This is a genomic window from Streptomyces sp. NPDC051738, from assembly GCF_044453205.1.
GTDB lineage: Bacteria > Actinomycetota > Actinomycetes > Streptomycetales > Streptomycetaceae > Streptomyces.
Genome location: NZ_JBITCM010000002.1, coordinates 121,713 through 137,048, shown reverse-complemented (window position 1 = coordinate 137,048; position 15,336 = coordinate 121,713). Strand labels below are relative to the sequence as shown.

Annotated in this window: 11 protein-coding genes and 2 tRNA genes; 10 read left to right on the top strand and 3 right to left on the bottom strand. The window is 70.6% G+C overall.

Going from position 1 to position 15,336, the window contains the following annotated elements; translation table 11 throughout:
- The first annotated feature begins 18 nt into the window (after window positions 1-18).
- The 5 genes from ACIA8X_RS05250 (at window position 19) to ACIA8X_RS05230 (ending at window position 3,795) form a co-directional block, all read left to right on the top strand.
- Window positions 19-1,731, top strand: coding sequence for an LCP family protein (locus ACIA8X_RS05250; protein ID WP_393451323.1), 1,713 nt, complete (start codon window positions 19-21; stop codon window positions 1,729-1,731).
- Window positions 1,732-1,829: 98 nt separating this feature from the next.
- Window positions 1,830-2,276, top strand: a complete 447-nt coding sequence (gene rsfS, locus ACIA8X_RS05245) for a ribosome silencing factor (RefSeq protein WP_393451320.1) — start codon at window positions 1,830-1,832, stop codon at window positions 2,274-2,276.
- Entirely contained in the window at window positions 2,273-2,944 is a 672-nt protein-coding gene (locus tag ACIA8X_RS05240; protein ID WP_393451317.1) for a histidine phosphatase family protein, read from the top strand. The genes rsfS and ACIA8X_RS05240 overlap by 4 nt, the downstream gene beginning before the upstream one ends.
- Before the next feature lie 98 nt (window positions 2,945-3,042).
- Window positions 3,043-3,115 (top strand) — tRNA-Ala (locus ACIA8X_RS05235).
- A 446-nt stretch (window positions 3,116-3,561) separates the two neighbouring features.
- Complete coding sequence (locus tag ACIA8X_RS05230) at window positions 3,562-3,795, top strand: hypothetical protein (protein WP_003976229.1); 234 nt, start codon at window positions 3,562-3,564, stop codon at window positions 3,793-3,795.
- On the opposite strand, the gene ACIA8X_RS05225 is transcribed toward ACIA8X_RS05230, so the two are convergent.
- A complete protein-coding gene (locus ACIA8X_RS05225; RefSeq protein WP_393451314.1) occupies window positions 3,774-4,976 on the bottom strand; it encodes a glycosyltransferase 87 family protein in 1,203 nt (400 codons plus the stop codon). The two genes, ACIA8X_RS05230 and ACIA8X_RS05225, sit on opposite strands and share 22 nt — an antisense overlap.
- A 112-nt stretch (window positions 4,977-5,088) precedes the next feature.
- On the opposite strand from ACIA8X_RS05225, the gene ACIA8X_RS05220 reads away from it, so the two are divergent.
- Window positions 5,089-5,161, top strand: a tRNA-Ala gene (locus ACIA8X_RS05220).
- Between the two features lie 166 nt (window positions 5,162-5,327).
- Here the strand turns inward: ACIA8X_RS05220 and ACIA8X_RS05215 are convergent.
- Window positions 5,328-6,941, bottom strand: coding sequence for an NADH-ubiquinone oxidoreductase-F iron-sulfur binding region domain-containing protein (locus ACIA8X_RS05215; protein ID WP_393451311.1), 1,614 nt, complete (start codon window positions 6,939-6,941; stop codon window positions 5,328-5,330).
- Window positions 6,941-8,308, bottom strand: coding sequence for a cytochrome b/b6 domain-containing protein (locus tag ACIA8X_RS05210; protein ID WP_393451308.1), 1,368 nt, complete (start codon window positions 8,306-8,308; stop codon window positions 6,941-6,943). The genes ACIA8X_RS05215 and ACIA8X_RS05210 overlap by 1 nt, the downstream gene beginning before the upstream one ends.
- Window positions 8,309-8,778: 470 nt before the next feature.
- On the opposite strand from ACIA8X_RS05210, the gene leuS reads away from it, so the two are divergent.
- From leuS to ACIA8X_RS05190, 4 genes are all read left to right on the top strand, one after another.
- Window positions 8,779-11,673 carry a leucine--tRNA ligase gene (gene leuS, locus ACIA8X_RS05205; protein WP_393451305.1) on the top strand — a complete coding sequence of 965 codons (2,895 nt, stop codon included), beginning with the start codon at window positions 8,779-8,781 and terminating at the stop codon, window positions 11,671-11,673.
- A gap of 193 nt (window positions 11,674-11,866) precedes the next feature.
- Window positions 11,867-12,679, top strand: coding sequence for a hypothetical protein (locus ACIA8X_RS05200; protein ID WP_393451302.1), 813 nt, complete (start codon window positions 11,867-11,869; stop codon window positions 12,677-12,679).
- A gap of 93 nt (window positions 12,680-12,772) precedes the next feature.
- Window positions 12,773-13,618, top strand: coding sequence for a DegV family protein (locus tag ACIA8X_RS05195; RefSeq protein ID WP_393451299.1), 846 nt, complete (start codon window positions 12,773-12,775; stop codon window positions 13,616-13,618).
- A 403-nt stretch (window positions 13,619-14,021) separates the two neighbouring features.
- Window positions 14,022-15,095, top strand: a complete 1,074-nt coding sequence (locus ACIA8X_RS05190) for a helix-hairpin-helix domain-containing protein (RefSeq protein WP_393451296.1) — start codon at window positions 14,022-14,024, stop codon at window positions 15,093-15,095.
- Window positions 15,096-15,336 lie beyond the last annotated feature (241 nt).

Sequence of the window (15,336 nt, the reverse complement as noted above, 5' to 3'; positions counted from 1 at the left end):
GAGCCGAGAGGGGCGACGGTGAACGACCGATACGACGCGGGGGCCGCAGGATACGACCCCGACCAGTACGAACTGGTCGGCTACGACGAGTACGGGCGGCCGGTGTACCGACCGGTACCGCAGCAGCAACCGCCCCAGCAGCAGTACGACCCCTACGCGCAGCAGGGCTACGGCTACGACCCGTACGCGACCGACCGGCAGCAGCCGGCCGCGCCGTACGACCCCTACGGCACCGGTGACACCGGCCGGCAGCCGCCCACGCCCTCCTACGACCCGTACGGCACCGGCACGCACCAGCAGCAGGCCGGCGGGCACTCACCGCCGTACGACCCGTACGGCCGTACCGCCACCAGCGGTCACCAGCCCCGCGTCACCGAGCAGACTGCCTACATCCCGCAGCAGGCCGGGCCGGTCGAGCCGACCGAGGAACCCCGGACGCAGGAGCGCGGGGACCGGGACTACCGCACCGAGCAGTTCGCCTTCGTCGAGGAGCCCGACCAGGACTCCGAGGACGTCATCGACTGGCTGAAGTTCACCGAGAACCGCACCGAGCGCCGTGAGGAGGCCCGGCGCCGGGCACGCGCGCGCGTGATCGCCCTCGCGGTCGTGCTGGCGCTCGTCGCGGCCGGCGGCGTCGGATACCTCTGGTACGCCGGGAAGCTGCCCGGTCTGTCGTCGTCGGACGAGAAGACCGGCACCGGCACCCCGGTGGCCGCCCAGAAGCGCGACGTGATCGTCGTCCATCTGCACAACACCAAGAAGGGCGGCACCTCCACGGCGCTGCTCGTCGACAACACCACCACCGAGCAGGGCACCACCGTCCTGCTGCCCAACTCCCTCGCCCTGGCCGGCGACGACGGCAGCGCGACCACCCTCGCCAGGTCGGTCGACGACGACGGCTCCGCCGGCACGCGCGACGCGATCGACACCGTCCTCGGTACCGAGATCCAGGGCACCTGGCGGCTGGACACCCCCTACCTCCAGAACCTGGTCGACCTGGTCGGCAACATCGAGGTCGACATCAACGCCGACGTGCCCGACCCGGACGCCAAGTCCAAGGGCGCCGCGCCCCTCGTCCGCAAGGGCAAGGCGCAGACCCTCAGCGGCAAGATGGCGATCGCCTACGCCACCTACCAGGCCTCCGGCGAGGCCCAGAACGCCCAGCTGGAGCGGTTCGGGCAGGTCATGCAGGCCACACTGCGCAAGCTGACCTCGGACACGCAGGGCGCGACCACCACCGTGCAGACGCTGGGCATGATCATCGAGCCGCCGCTGACCGACAAGGACCTCGGCGCCTTCCTCGCCAAGCTCGCCGACCTCGCCAAGGGCGGCGACTACAAGACGGCCATGCTGCCCGTCCAGACCGACGGCACACTGAGCGCCCGGGCAAGCGCCAGTGTCGTCAAGGACGTCCTCGGCGGCACCGCCAAGAGCCCCGACAAGGACGCCGCCGTCCGCGTGTCCGTCCGCAACGCCAGCGGCGCCAAGGGCAACACCGACAAGGCGCGCGTGGTGCTGCTGAACGGCGGCTTCACCTTCCTGGAGGGCGGCACGGCGTCCGCCGAGGCCACGTCCGAGGTCGTCTACGCCGACGCCGCCGACAAGGAGAACGCCACCGAGGTCGCCAAGACCCTGGGCCTGTCCGCCGACGCGGTCACCAAGGGCCAGGTCGCGGGGAACGCGGATGTCTCGGTGGTCCTGGGCCAGGACTACGAACCCTCGTCCTCATAACCGCGGGGCACCCCACGTGAGCCGATAATCACGTGGGGTGCTGTCGGCGGTCCGTGAGACCCTTGATGTCAAGTGACCGCCGACCCGAAAGCCTTGTAGTGACCGCTACCGACCGTTCCCTCGAGCTCGTCACCACCGCTGCCCAGGCAGCCGCCGACAAGCTCGCGCACGACATCATCGCCTACGACGTCAGCGACGTGCTGTCGATCACGGACGCCTTCCTGCTGGCCTCCGCACCCAACGACCGCCAGGTCAAGTCGATCGTCGACGAGATCGAGGAGCGGCTCCAGACGGAGCTCGGCGTCAAGCCGGTGCGCCGGGAGGGCGACCGCGAGGCCCGCTGGGTGCTGCTCGACTACGTCGACATCGTGGTGCACGTCCAGCACAGCGAGGAGCGTGTCTTCTACGCCCTTGAGCGGCTGTGGAAGGACTGCCCCGAGCTCGAACTGCCCGACGACGCCAAGGCCACCCGCGGCAAGGCGGCGGAGCACGCCAAGCTGCAGGCCGCCGAGGAGGCGGCCGAGCTGGGCGGTGAGTGGCGATGAGCGCCACCGGCGACGTGCTCGCGGGCAGGTCCGGCCGGGGCCGCCGCGTCATCCTGTGGCGGCACGGCCAGACCTCCTGGAACGTGGAGCGCCGCTTCCAGGGCTCCACGGACGTCGCCCTCACCGAGGCGGGCGTCTCCCAGGCCCGTCGCGCCGCGCGGCTGCTCGTCAGCCTCAAGCCCGACGCGATCATCGCCTCCGACCTCCAGCGCGCCGCCGACACGGCCGCCGAGCTGGCCGGGCTCACCGGCCTGGAGGTGACGCACGACGAGGGCCTGCGCGAGACCTACGCGGGCGTCTGGCAGGGCCTGACGCACGAGGAGATCATCGCCCGCCACGGCGAGGAGTACGCCGCGTGGAAGCGCGGTGAGCCGGTGCGCCGAGGCGGCGGCGAGCTGGAGACCGAGGTCGCCGACCGTGCCGCGCCCGTGGTGCTCCGGCACGCCGAGAAGCTCCCGGACGACGGCACGCTCGTCGTGGTCAGCCACGGCGGCACGATCCGGACGACCATCGGCCGCCTCCTGGGCCTGGCGCCCGGGCACTGGGAGAGCCTCGGCGGCCTGACCAACTGCTGCTGGTCCGTCCTGGGCGAGGGCGCCCGCGGCTGGCGTCTGCTGGAGCACAACGCCGGCACCCTGCCGGAGCCTGTGCTCGGCGACGACGACTGACGCCGGATTTCACTTTCCGGCAGGTCGCAGGCTACAGTTCTTCTTGTTCGCCCGCCGAGCGGGAGACAAGACGACATGCGGCTTCCACCGTGTGTCGCGGGGCTATAGCTCAGTTGGTAGAGCGCCTGCATGGCATGCAGGAGGTCAGGAGTTCAATTCTCCTTAGCTCCACAGCGAGACAACAAGATCCCGCCGATCGCTTCGATCGGCGGGATCTTCTGGTATCCGCACCGAACTGCTCCGGGTCCGGCTTGAGTCACTTGGGCCTCGCAGGCGTATACCTCTCAAGAGGCGCTTTGGGGTGCGTGTTCGCACGGTTCGTACGGTCGCGGAGGCTGCCGTGTCCGGACTGGTACTGAGGCGTCGCTGACCGTATTGGTCCGGCCGTGGCAGAATCAAACGGCCGGAAGGGGGCGCGGCCCGGACGGGAGGGAGTGGTGATGCCTGCGAGCATCCTCGGAGAGGTCGATCACCTCTTCGAAGCAGTGCTGACACGGGATACGATCACTCGCCTCAGCTGCCCTTCCTGCGGTTCCGTCCATGTCGCGCAGCTCCTCGGTGACAACGGCGGAATTTCCTACGTGTGCACGGCCTGCGGCCACAGCTGGAGCTGATCGATGGGTGCACACAGGCGAAAGTGCGACTGGTGCGGCAGCGGAACGCCGATCGTCCGTGACATGGAACCGGTGAACCCCGACTACCAGTACTGGTGCGAGGAATGCGCTCGGGCGCTGATCATAAAAGGCGACCCCATCGAGACCTACCGTGAACTCGAGGGTGAACCGATCTACGGTCGTCTCCTCGAAGAACACTGCACACTCAAGCGCTTCTATTCCTTCGTCACGGCCTGACCACGGCCGGGGTTGCGGAAGGCGACCCCGGCGATCACGAGGAATAGGCAGCCTGCCGTTCCGTAGCCGGCCGACAACATCAACTCGGTGCCGTTTTGGCGCAGTTCGTTCCGTCCCAGGCCGTGTGGCACCCACCACAGGGCGTACGAGGAGAAGACCAGCAGCGTGCCCAGGGCCGCGGCCCGGTGCGCGCGCGTGGCGAGCAGCAGGACGACCGGCACGCACCACACCCAGTGGTGCGACCAGGACACCGGGCTGACGAGCAGCGCCGTCACCGCGCACGCGGTCACCGCCCAGGCCCGCTCCCCGCGCAACTCCGCCGCCACGGCCACGCCCAGCCCTGCAACGGCCACCACGGCCGCCGTGACGACCCAGACGGCCCCGGGCTCCGGCGTGTGCAGCAGCCGCGCGAGAACGCCGCGCAGGGCCTGGTTCGCGGTGTCCTCGGCGTGCCCGACGCGCCCCGCCGCGAACACCATGCGGGTCCAGAAACGCCAGGAGTCGTACGGCAGTACAGCCGCGGCCAGCAGGGTCGCCCCGGCGAACGAGGCGGCCGCCACGCGCGCGTGCCGCAGCCAGGGGCCGCCCGGGCCGTGCCTGCGGTACGCCACGATGCCCGTGACGAGCAGGAACACCGCGAACAATGCGGGCGTCAGCTTGACCGCCGCCGCGAGCCCGATGCCGACGCCGGCCCAGCGGTCCTGCGGGCGCCGTGACAGATCCCACAGCACCAGGACGGCGAGCAGCAGATTGATCTGCCCGTACCGCAGCGTCGTCCACACCGGCTCGCACCACACGGCCGGTGCCGCGACCCACCACACGCTCTCCACGCGCGCGTGCCCGACCAGACGAAGGGACAGCCGTACGAACACCACGAACAGGGCGAGGTTCCCGGCGGTCCCCAGGGCCCGCATCGTCGCCGTGTCGAGGAGGGTCAGCGGAGTGAACAGCAGGGCCGCGAACGGCGGGTAGGTGGTCGGGAGCCGGGCGGACGTCGTCCGCAGCGCGTACAGGTCGCCGCCGGCCCGTACGGTCGCGCCCTCGGCCCGGTACACCATCAGGTCGATCATCGAGACGTGCGCGGCCCGCTGCGCCACCCAGAACGCGGCGAAGGAGACCAGGCACACCCCCAGGGCGACCGGTGCTCGACGGCGGACGGCGGGGGACGCGATCACGGTCACAAAGGGCGACATTAGCGCCCGTATCGGTGCGGACCGGAATCGATTTGGTGCTGCACCAGGTCGCCCGGTAATGTTGGCGTCGCCGCCGGGGAAACCGGGCGGACCAAAGCGAGGGGCTATAGCTCAGTTGGTAGAGCGCCTGCATGGCATGCAGGAGGTCAGGAGTTCAATTCTCCTTAGCTCCACAGTAGATCCCGCCGGATCGGTTCGATTCGGCGGGATCTTTTTCGTTCCCGAGACCTCTGGTTTCGTTCCGCGGACCCCTGGTCTCACCCGGTTGCCCCTGGTTTCAGAGACACTTGAGGGGCCGTCCGGCTTGGCGACGGCCCCTCTACGCGTGCGTGCCCGGTCTCAGCGACCCAGGGCGCGCCTGCCGCGGCCCTGGGAGAGGACCGGCAGGTTGTTGCGGGACGAGTCCTGCGCGCGTGTGTCCTCCTCCAGGCGCAGGGCGAGGGCGGGGCAACGGCGGACCGCGCGGATGGCCTTGGCCTCGGCGTAGCGCGGCACCTTCGCCTGGGCGACCGTCGGGAAGCCGTCGGCGCCGAGCTGGAAGACCTCCGGGAGGATGTCCGCGCACAGGCCATGGCCGCGGCACAGCGTCCAGTCGACGTAGATCTTCTGGCGGCTGGGGCCGTTCTCCTCGGACTCGGCGCCGCCCGGGATGCCCGAGGGGCCCATGCCGCCCTCGAAGAGCGGCAGAACGCCCTCCACGGGACGTCCGCAGCCGTTGCCGAGGACATGGGCCGCGAGGTCGTCGGTGAACGCCTTGATGGTCGACTCCAGGAACATCGCGGAGCCGTCCGGGTGCGAGCACGCGCCGCGCCGCTTCACGTTCTTGGCGACCTGCTTGAGCGCCTCCAGGGCGGCAGGGCCGCCGCCGTTGAGGATGTCCTCCATGCCGCGCGCGGCGGCGGGCAGACCGAGGTAGCAGGGGCCGCACTGGCCCGCGCTCTCCTCGGCCAGCCACTGTGCGACGCGGAGGGACTCGCCGAGCGGGCAGGTTTCCTGAGTGATCGGCAGGATCGCGCCGGCGCCCAGCGAACCGCCCACCGCGTCCAGGGAGTTGCGCGAGACGATCGCCTCGTTGACCGTCGCCGCGTCGATCCACTTGCCGTGGTAGCCGCCGGTCAGGACGCCTTGCGGGACCGGCGGGGCGCCGGCGAGCTGGAGGACGTAGCGCAGCGGAACGCCCGTGGGGACCTCGATGACCATGGGGCGGGCGACCGCGCCGGAGACCGTGAGCATGACGGTGCCCGGCTCGTCGTACAGGCCGGTGTTGCCGTAGCGCTCCGGGCCGATGCGGGCGGCGATGGCCAGCTGGGCGAAGGTCTCGGCGTTGGACAGCAGGGTGGGGGCGCCGCCGACGCCGTTCTGCGAGGCGCTGACCTTGCGGCCGGGCGGGATCGCCGGGCCGCCGTCGATGGAGCGGATCACGGAGGCGGCGGCGCCGGTGACCATGCGCACCGGGTTGCGCTGCACGAACGCGCGTAGCGCGGACCGACGGCTGTTGCTGAGGCCGCGTTCGGCGAGGGCGGCCTCCATGGAGCGCTGGGTGGACTCACGGGTGACCGCCACCACGAGCGTGCGGGCACCCAGGGCCTCGGCGCACAGCAGCGCGCCGTCCAGGATGAGATGCGGGGCACGGTTGATCATCACCGTGTCCTTGCGGCAGGCCGGCTCGTCCTCGCTGCCGTTGACCACGACGACCGGCCGTACCCCGCGCTTGATCGCGGACTCGGCGACCGAGCGCAGCTTCTTGTGGAAGGGGAAGCCCGCGCCGCCGCGGCCCTTCAGGCTGATGTTCTCGGCGAGCTTCGCGAGTTGCTCGCCGCCCATCGGTTCGAGCGGCCCGTGCACCTTCAGATGCATGGGCAGATCGAGTCTTTCCACAAGGTCGAAGCCCGACGTGAGCTGGGGAAGACCGACCACGCGGACTTCTGGTACGTCGGGCAGGGCCTCGTTCACTAAAAGCCTCCGGAAGGCGTGTTCCAAGGTTCGCCCGAACCCGGTGCGTCGAAGTCGTACGAGGCACCGGGGAGTGTTTCAGTGGCGGGACCGCTGTTGTTGTACGTGTCGTTCTGGTTGTACGTACCGAAGACGGCGTTCGTCTCAGCGGTGTCGTACACATCACTTGAGCCGTAGCCGGCGGCTCCCGAACCGTAGCCCGGAGCCCCCGAGCCATAGCCCGGGGTGCCCGAATTGCCGTAGACGGGGATGTTGTATCCCGTGTCGTTGAGCGGGTCGTAGGCCGACGGGGGAGCCTCGCCGACCGGCGGCGGGGAGGGGATCGGCCAGTTGCCGGTGCTGCTGCCTCCACCGCCGTCGACGCGTGGGATCGCCTCCGTCGGCTGCATGTCCAGGGGCAGGTCCATGCGTGCGGTCTGGTCGGCGTACGGCTGCTGTTGCTGCCCGTGGGAGCGGGGGTTGACGGCACGGTAGGCGGCCGCGAAGCCGCCTGTGGTCTCCGCGGCCGAGGGGGCCTGGGCGGGCATGCCGGGCAGGGGGCCGGTCCGTTCGTCGCGCGACGGGCGGGGCGAGCGGGACGGGCGCTGGTCCTCGTAGCCCGGCAGCGAGTTCCCGGAGGCCGCCCTGGCGCGGCTCTCCTCCAGGTCCTCGCGGCCTCCCGGCTCGTTGCCGATGAGCTGGGCGATCCGGTCGGCGACCTTGCGCTTGACGGGGCGCGGGGCGGCGCGCAGCGCGAGGGCCGCTGCGACGGCGACCACGCACAGCTCGTAGCAGACCATGAAGAAGGTCGCCGCGGGGCGGCCCGCGAACAGGCCGTGGATCAGGGCGGCACACCAGGCCGGGTAGGCCAGCATGTGCATGGCGCGCCAGCGCGCGGCGACCGGCGCGGGGGAGGCGAACTGGTTGCGCAGGGCGCCGGTGACGCCCACGAAGACCATGAGCAGGGCGGCCAGGGAGCCCAGGCCGATGAGGAAGGCACTGCCCGGGATCTCGTCGCCGCCGAAGAGCACCAGGCTGAAGGGGATCAGCGCGGCGACCGGGCTGGCGTGGTCCAGGGCCAGCTTGACGCCGATGTGCACCAGAAGGAACGCGATCGAGGCCACGGCGGTCACCCGGTGGATGCCCTGCGCGATGATCCGCTGGCGGGTGTTGAGGATCATCCGGTCCTGGGCGACGAGGCCCCAGATCACCGAGCAGGTGAGGCAGACGAGCGACAACACACCGGCGCCGAAGTTGAGGAACTCCTGGAGCCAGGTGCCGCCGAGGAACACGACCAGGGGTATGAGCAGCAGAACAGCAGCGGTCGCCACCCCGTAGGCCGACCGGCCCGTCTTGGGGAGCGAACTGTTACTACGACGAGGGTTCATGGGGGCAACTCCGAGCGGTTCGGGAAGGCGGTCCCGCTGCCGCACTCTAAGTGGCTCCATACCGGTGGGTACGGCGTTTGAGTTATTGCGTTGTTATCTACGGGCTGTACGGGGCTTGTGTTGTCCCTTAGCGACTGTTACGCCAGGTAACAGTTGAGCGTTGTTCAACTTTTCGAGGTCTTCACAACTCTGAGGTACGCAAGCGGGGGCCCTGTTGTTCATCGCGCGCCCCCTGCGGAGGTCCATCGTGGCCCTCGCCGGAAGTCCGTCGCGACCCGATCCGGCGCTGCGGTACCCTGACGCCATGCGTGCCGTACGCCTTCTGCTTAGCGGGCCGCGCTGATCAATCCCGACCACCGGGCGAATCGGATGGTCGGAATCGGCGCGGCGTCCCCTCCTGTGCGAGGGGATTTTTCGTTTCCGGAGAACCGCAGCCGCCGGCAGAGACGATCGATGGAGCTTTGAGGATCATGAGCGAGACGAACCCCGCTGCCGCCGCCGAGGCAGCAGCGCCGCACCGCTACACGGCCGCCATGGCGGCCGACATCGAGGCACGCTGGCAGGACTTCTGGGACGCCGAGGGCACGTACGCGGCGCCGAACCCGAAGGGTGACCTGGCGGGCGACCCCGCGGTCGTCGCCCGGCCCAAGAAGTTCATCATGGACATGTTCCCGTACCCCTCCGGTGCGGGCCTGCACGTCGGCCACCCGCTGGGCTACATCGCGACCGACGTCTTCGCGCGCTTCCAGCGCATGACCGGACACAACGTCCTGCACACCCTGGGCTTCGACGCCTTCGGCCTGCCCGCCGAGCAGTACGCCGTGCAGACCGGCACGCACCCGCGTGTCTCCACCGAGGCCAACATCGAGAACATGAAGGTCCAGCTGCGCCGGCTGGGCCTGGGCCACGACAAGCGCCGGTCGTTCGCCACGATCGACCCGGACTACTACAAGTGGACCCAGTGGATCTTCCTGCAGATCTTCAACTCCTGGTACGACGACGAGGCGAAGAAGGCCCGCCCGATCTCCGAGCTGGTCGCCGAGTTCGAGTCCGGTGAGCGTGCCGTACCGGGCGCCGACGGTGGCGCTGATGGCTCCACGCGCGCGTGGAGTGAGCTGAGCACCGCCGAGCGCGCCGACGTTCTGGGCGGGTTCCGGCTGGCGTACGCCTCGGACGCGCCGGTCAACTGGTGCCCCGGCCTGGGCACCGTGCTGGCCAACGAGGAGGTCACGGCCGAGGGGCGCTCCGAGCGCGGCAACTTCCCGGTCTTCAAGGCCAAGCTGCGCCAGTGGAACATGCGGATCACCGCGTACGCCGACCGGCTGCTGGACGACCTGAACGAGCTGGACTGGCCCGAGGCCATCAAGCTGCAGCAGCGCAACTGGATCGGCCGCTCCGAGGGCGCCCGCGTCGACTTCCCGATCGACGGCGAGCGCATCACCGTGTTCACCACGCGCCCCGACACCCTGTTCGGCGCGAGCTACATGGTGCTGGCCCCGGAGCACCCGCTGGTCGACAAGTTCACCCCGGACGCCTGGCCGGAGGGCACCCACGACGTCTGGACCGGCGGTCACGCGACCCCCGCCGAGGCCGTCGCCGCCTACCGCGCCCAGGCCGCCTCCAAGTCGGACGTCGAGCGCCAGGCCGAGGCCAAGGACAAGACCGGCGTCTTCATCGGCTCGTACGCGACCAACCCGGTCAACGGCGACAAGGTCCCCGTCTTCATCGCCGACTACGTCCTGATGGGCTACGGCACCGGCGCGATCATGGCCGTACCCTGCGGCGACCAGCGTGACTTCGAGTTCGCGCGCGCCTTCGAGCTGCCGATCCGCTGCATCGTCGAGCCGACGGACGGACGGGGCACGGACACCTCGACGTGGGAGAACGCCTTCGGGTCGCACGACGCGAAGATCATCAACTCCACCGGTGAGGGTGTCTCCCTGGACGGCCTGGGCGTCGCCGAGGCCAAGGCACGTATCACCGAGTGGCTGGAGCGGTCCGGTGTCGGCGAGGGCACCGTCAACTTCCGGCTGCGCGACTGGCTGTTCAGCCGCCAGCGCTACTGGGGCGAGCCCTTCCCGATCGTCTACGACGAGGACGGCATCGCCCACGCCCTGCCCGAGTCGATGCTGCCGCTGGAGCTGCCCGAGGTCGAGGACTACTCGCCGCGCACCTTCGACCCGGACGACGCCGACACCCAGCCCGAGACGCCGCTGTCGCGCAACGAGGACTGGGTCAACGTCACGCTGGACCTGGGCGACGGCCCGAAGCGGTACCGGCGTGAGACCAACACCATGCCCAACTGGGCCGGTTCCTGCTGGTACGAGCTGCGCTACCTGGACCCGCACAACAGCGAGAAGCTGGTCGACCCGGAGATCGAGCAGTACTGGATGGGCCCGCGCGAGGGCCAGCCGCACGGTGGCGTCGACCTGTACGTCGGCGGCGCCGAGCACGCCGTGCTGCACCTGCTGTACGCGCGCTTCTGGTCCAAGGTCCTGTTCGACCTGGGGCACGTCTCCTCGGTTGAGCCGTTCCACAAGCTGTTCAACCAGGGCATGATCCAGGCCTACGTCTACCGCGACAGCCGTGGCATCGCGGTGCCGGCCGCCGAGGTGGAGGAGCGCGACGGCGCGTACTACTACCAGGGCGAGAAGGTCTCCCGGCTGCTGGGCAAGATGGGCAAGTCCCTGAAGAACGCGGTCACTCCGGACGAGATCTGCGCCGAGTACGGTGCCGACACACTGCGGCTGTACGAGATGGCGATGGGCCCCCTGGACGTCTCCCGGCCGTGGGACACGCGCGCGGTGGTCGGCCAGTTCCGGCTGCTGCAGCGGCTGTGGCGCAACGTCGTCGACGAGACGACCGGTGCCGTGACGGTCGTCGACGCCGAGCCCGACGAGGACACGCTGCGTGCCCTGCACAAGGCGATCGACGGCGTGCGCGGGGACCTGGAGGGCATGCGGTTCAACACCGCCATCGCCAAGGTCACCGAGCTGAACAACCACCTGACCAAGGCGGGCGGCGCGGTGTCGCGCTCCGTGGCCGAGGCGCTGGTGCTGATGGCCGCGCCGCTGGCCCCGCACATCGCCGAGGAGCTGTGGCGCAAGCTGGGGCGCACCGACTCGGTGGTCCACCAGGACTTCCCGGTCGCCGACCCGGCGTACGTCGTGGACGAGACCGTGACCTGCGTCGTGCAGATCAAGGGCAAGGTCAAGGCCCGCCTGGAGGTCTCGCCGGCCATCTCCGAGGAGGAGCTGGAGAAGGTCGCGCTGTCCGACGAGAAGGTCGTGGCGGCGCTGGACGGGGCCGGAATCCGCAAGGTGATCGTGCGGGCGCCGAAGCTGGTGAACATCGTTCCGGCGTAGGCCCTGTCGGGCGGTGTGAGCCTGAGGTGGCTCGGAATTTGGCGTGATTGTGGCGGATGTCTCCGGGTGATCTTGGCTCGGGGTGATCCCCTACGGGCAGGTTCGGGGTTCTGCTGGAACTCCGGGCCTGCCCGCTGCGTTTACCGTTGAAGAGTGACGCGGCATGTGCCGTGGTCGGCCGGAGGAGGAGCTCGTGGAAGCAGTGATCGCAGTCGTCGCCCTGCTCTTCGTGCTCTTTGTGGCGCTCGGTGCGTACGCCACGGTGAAGGTGGTCGGCGCAACCAAGCGCCGTGTGGACGAGACGATCACCCACGCCCGGCGCACCGTCGAGGATCACACCCTGCGGGCCAAGTCCTTCGCCCAGCCGGGTCCGGTCGGCGAGATCGCCCAGCTGCGGCTGAAGCTGCGCACCTCCATGCGGGCCACCCAGGACGCGCTGCACGCGGGCGCGACCGAGGACGAGTCCCTCAAGGAGTCCCTCGGCCTCTTCCAGCGCCTCAGCGCGCACGGGCACGAACTGGACGCCGAACTGCGGCGCCTGGAGTCCGACCCCGACCGCTCGACGCTCGCCGAGCGACTGCCCGACCTGCGCGAGCGCACGGAGCGCATCGTGCACTCGGCGGACTCCTTGCGCTGGGCGGCCCGCGACCGCGCCCACCGCTTCGCCGAAGACGACCTGGACAGCCTCAGCGCACAGATCGACGTGGAGACCGGCGCCTTGCGGCACTGGCAGACGACGGAGCCCTCTCCGGCCGAGTCTCCGACGGAACGTCCGTCGGGAACGTCGTCGACGCCGCCGAAGCCTTCCTCGTCGCAGTCTCCGTCGTCGACGCCGCCCCCGTGGCCGGAGGCCCCCGCCCCCGAGACCGCGACGACCGAGCAGACCTGGCCGGACAGCCCCCGGACGCAGCGTGCCGAGGAGCCGACCAGGCCCGCCATCACCCCGCCCGGCCCCCGCCCGACGTACCCCTGGCAGAAGAAGACCCGCCCCGAGAGCACGACTTGAGCCCCGGTGAGCAGTCGATGATCCGGTCAAGGCACGACCGGGTGAGCGGGGTCGGGCTGCCGCCCGGGCGCTACGGCAGGTAACCTCCAGCTCATGTCCCGCCATGTCGCGATCGTCACCGATTCAACGGCCTACCTGCCGCCGCGGACGATGGAGCGCCACGGCATCACCGCGGTGCCCCTGACCGTGGTCCTCGGCGATCAGGCGCTGGACGAGGGCACCGAGATCTCGACCCGTTCCCTTGCCCAGGCGTTGCAGAAGCGACGCCCTGTCACCACCTCGCGCCCCAGCCCCCAGGTCTTCGCGGAGCACTACCGCAAGGTCGCCGAGTCCGGCGCGACCGGCATCGTCTCCCTGCACCTTTCCGCCGAGCTCTCCGGCACCTACGACGCGGCGGTCCTCGCGGCGCGCGAGGCGCCGGTGCCGGTGCGGGTGGTGGACACCGGGATGATCGCCATGGCCCTCGGCTTCTGCGCGCTCGCCGCGGCCGAGGCGGCGGAGACGGGCGGCACGATGGACGACGCGGTGACGGCCGCGGAGAAGCGGGCCGGGGCGACGGCCGCCTACTTCTACGTCGACACCCTCGACTATCTGCGCCGCGGTGGCCGCATCGGCGCCGCGCAGGCTCTACTGGGCTCCGCGCTCGCGGTGAAGCCGCTGCTGCAGCTGGAGGGCGGCCGGATCGGCCCGCTGGAGAAGGTGCGGACGGCGTCCAAGGCGATCGCCCGCCTGGAGGAGATCGCGGCCGACCGGGCGGGCACGGCGCAGGTCGACATCGCGGTGCACCATCTCGCCGCTCCCGACCGGGCGTCGGCGCTGGCGGATCGGTTGCGGGCGCGGGTGCCGGGGTTGGCCGATCTGCATGTGAGTGAGGTCGGGGCGGTGATCGGGGCGCATACGGGGCCTGGGTTGTTGGGGGTTGTGGTTTCGCCGCGGTGACGGGCGTTTTCGGCGGATGAGTCACTCCGAGACGCTCGGAGTCACTCGGAGCAGCTCGGAGCCACTCGTGTGGGTGGCGGAGTTATCCACAACTGGGCGGTAATCCCCGGGAATTGAGCAAGATCATCGCGGGTGGGGCGGGGTGTCTGATCCTCGTTGCATGGCATTTCGATCACGTACTACACGTACGGGCACACGCACGCTCACCCGCGCGACGACTGTGACCAGCGGTCCGGGCCGCGGTCCGCACTCCGACGTCCGTGCTCGTCACCGACGCCTGCATGCGGGGGGTGGTCGGGCTCGGCAGCAGCGGTTTGCGTCGGCGGAGGAACTGCGCCGACGGGTGGAGGTGATTTTCGCCGAACGGGCGGGGGAGTGGGGGGAGTTAGGGGCAGGGCCACCGATGGGGGAGGCGGAGGACGGGGGCGGCGGCTGGTCCGGGGGTTCGGGTGTGCCGCGGGCTGGTGGGGTGGTGGGGCCGGGTGTTCCTGGGGCTGGTGGGGTCGCGGAATCCGGTACCTGGCGTGGGGATGTGGGGGTGAGTCCCGATATCCGGCGCGGGGATGTGGGCTTGAGTCCAGAGGGGCCGTCTGCTGATGTCCCTGTGGGCTCCGATGTTCCGCGTGGGGATGCGGTGTTGGGATCGCGCTTGGCGGGTGCCGGTGCGGTGCTGGAGCCGGGTACAGCGGGTGCCGGTGCGGTCGCAGGGCCCGGTCACCGAGCTGATCCCGGGAGCGATGACTCCGGCACCGGGGAGTGGCGGTCACGGGCCGGGCTGGCGGTGCGGGAGCGGATGCCGGTCTGGCTGCAGGCGAGGTGTGGGCTGGAGCGGCGGAGCGTCGTCGCGCTCACCGTGGTCCTCGTCCTGGCCGCCGGGTTCGCCGTGCAGCACTTCTGGAGCGGCCGGGCGCAGTCCGTGCGGGCGCCCGAGGTGGTGCGGGCGGCGCCCCCGTACGGGGGCGGGGAGCCAGGTGAGGGGCCCGGGGCGGGTGCGTCTGCGGCCGGTGTGCCGGGTGCCGAGGGCACGGCTGCGGCACAGATCGTGGTGGACGTCAGCGGCAAGGTCCGTGAGCCGGGGATCCATCGCCTCCCGGCGGGCTCGCGGGTCACGGACGCCTTGCGCGCGGCCGGTGGGGTGCGTCCCGGTACGAACACCGACGGCCTCAACCGGGCCCGGTTCCTGGTGGACGGCGAGCAGGTGATCGTCGGCGCTCCGGCCGCCGTCCCCGGCGCGGCGCCCGGCACTGGCTCGGGTGCTGCCGCGGTGGCCGGTGCTGCGCCCACCGCGCCGGTCTCCCTCAACACGGCCACCGTCGACCAGCTCGACACCCTCCCGGGCGTCGGCCCGGTGCTGGCCCAGCACATCATCGACTACCGCACCCAGCATGGCGGCTTCCGCTCGGTGGACGAGCTGCAAGAAGTCAACGGCATCGGCGCCCGCCGTTTCGCCGATCTCCGGAATCTCGTTCGGCCATGAGCCGCGACGCCCGCGGACCCGCCCGCACAACCGAGCTTGCGCCCTCCCGCGCCGCCGTTCACGCCGCGTCCGGGAGCCGGCTCGGCGAGTCCCACCCCCGACAGGAAGGACCGACGGACCTCCGACTCGTCCCACCCGCTCTCGCCGCCTGGGCGACTGCGGCGCTGATGCTGGACGTCTCATCGGTGTGGGTGGCCGGCGCGGCGGTCGTATGCCTGGTCGCGGCGGGCGTACTGCTGTT

Excerpts from the sequence above, each read along its gene's own strand:
- ACIA8X_RS05240 (WP_393451317.1), top strand. The coding sequence starts at position 2,273 with ATGAGCGCCACCGGCGACGTGCTCGCGGGCAGGTCCGGCCGGGGCCGC.
- ACIA8X_RS05230 (WP_003976229.1), top strand. The coding sequence starts at position 3,562 with ATGGGTGCACACAGGCGAAAGTGCGACTGGTGCGGCAGCGGAACGCCG.
- ACIA8X_RS05210 (WP_393451308.1), bottom strand. The coding sequence starts at position 8,308 with ATGAACCCTCGTCGTAGTAACAGTTCGCTCCCCAAGACGGGCCGGTCG.
- ACIA8X_RS05195 (WP_393451299.1), top strand. The coding sequence starts at position 12,773 with ATGTCCCGCCATGTCGCGATCGTCACCGATTCAACGGCCTACCTGCCG.
- leuS (WP_393451305.1), top strand. The coding sequence starts at position 8,779 with ATGAGCGAGACGAACCCCGCTGCCGCCGCCGAGGCAGCAGCGCCGCAC.
- ACIA8X_RS05190 (WP_393451296.1), top strand. The coding sequence starts at position 14,022 with ATGGGGGAGGCGGAGGACGGGGGCGGCGGCTGGTCCGGGGGTTCGGGT.